The sequence below is a fragment of the Pseudomonas lactucae genome (assembly GCF_016937615.1).
GTDB classification, from domain to species: Bacteria; Pseudomonadota; Gammaproteobacteria; order Pseudomonadales; family Pseudomonadaceae; genus Aquipseudomonas; species Aquipseudomonas lactucae.
On sequence record NZ_JAFHKI010000176.1, the window covers coordinates 1 to 610 of the forward strand.

A 610-nucleotide genomic window follows, 5' to 3' on the forward strand; every position below is an offset into this window, starting at 1 on the left:
GTGAGGTGTTGATCAATCTGCTGCTGATTTGGGCGACGGCGGGCAGCGGTGTGGCATTGCGCTTGGGCGCCCAAACGCTGAGTTCCATCAAGTCCGTACGGGTGCGAGGGTTGTTGGAGTTGCTCGCCAAGCACCTTGTGGGGCCGAGATTGGAACCGCATGTCGAGGCAGCTAAACCATTGCTGCTGGGCAGTGTGGCGACGCCGATCAAGACGATTCCGGTTGCGCCGTTGAAGGTTGGGGAGAACGCAGTTTCGAACGCTGTGCCGGCGGTTCGTAGCAAGTCTCAGCGGACGGTGTTGGTTCGGCAAGAGCATGTCGACGATGTGCCGGTCGTGGCTACGAATCCCAAGGGGGATGCGGCGGCTTCGGCGGACAAGACCGCGACTAATGGCTGCCCGGTGTCGATGGTGACCGGGGAAGAATTGCTCACCCTGACCGACGGTGTGCTGGACGGGATTTTGCCGTTTGAGTGGACGCGGCTGTATCGCACCAGTGCGGTGGAAGTGGATGTTGGGTTGGGGTTTGGTTGGAGTCATTCGCTGGCGCAGCGGCTTTCTGTTTCCGGCGATTCGGTGGTGTGGACGGACCATGAAAACCGCTCGACTGA

General features: G+C 60.5%; 1 protein-coding gene. It reads left to right on the forward strand.

The features are described from left to right. On the forward strand, positions 1-610 hold a 610-nt coding region (locus JWR98_RS26375; protein WP_225908870.1), incomplete at both ends, for a DUF6531 domain-containing protein.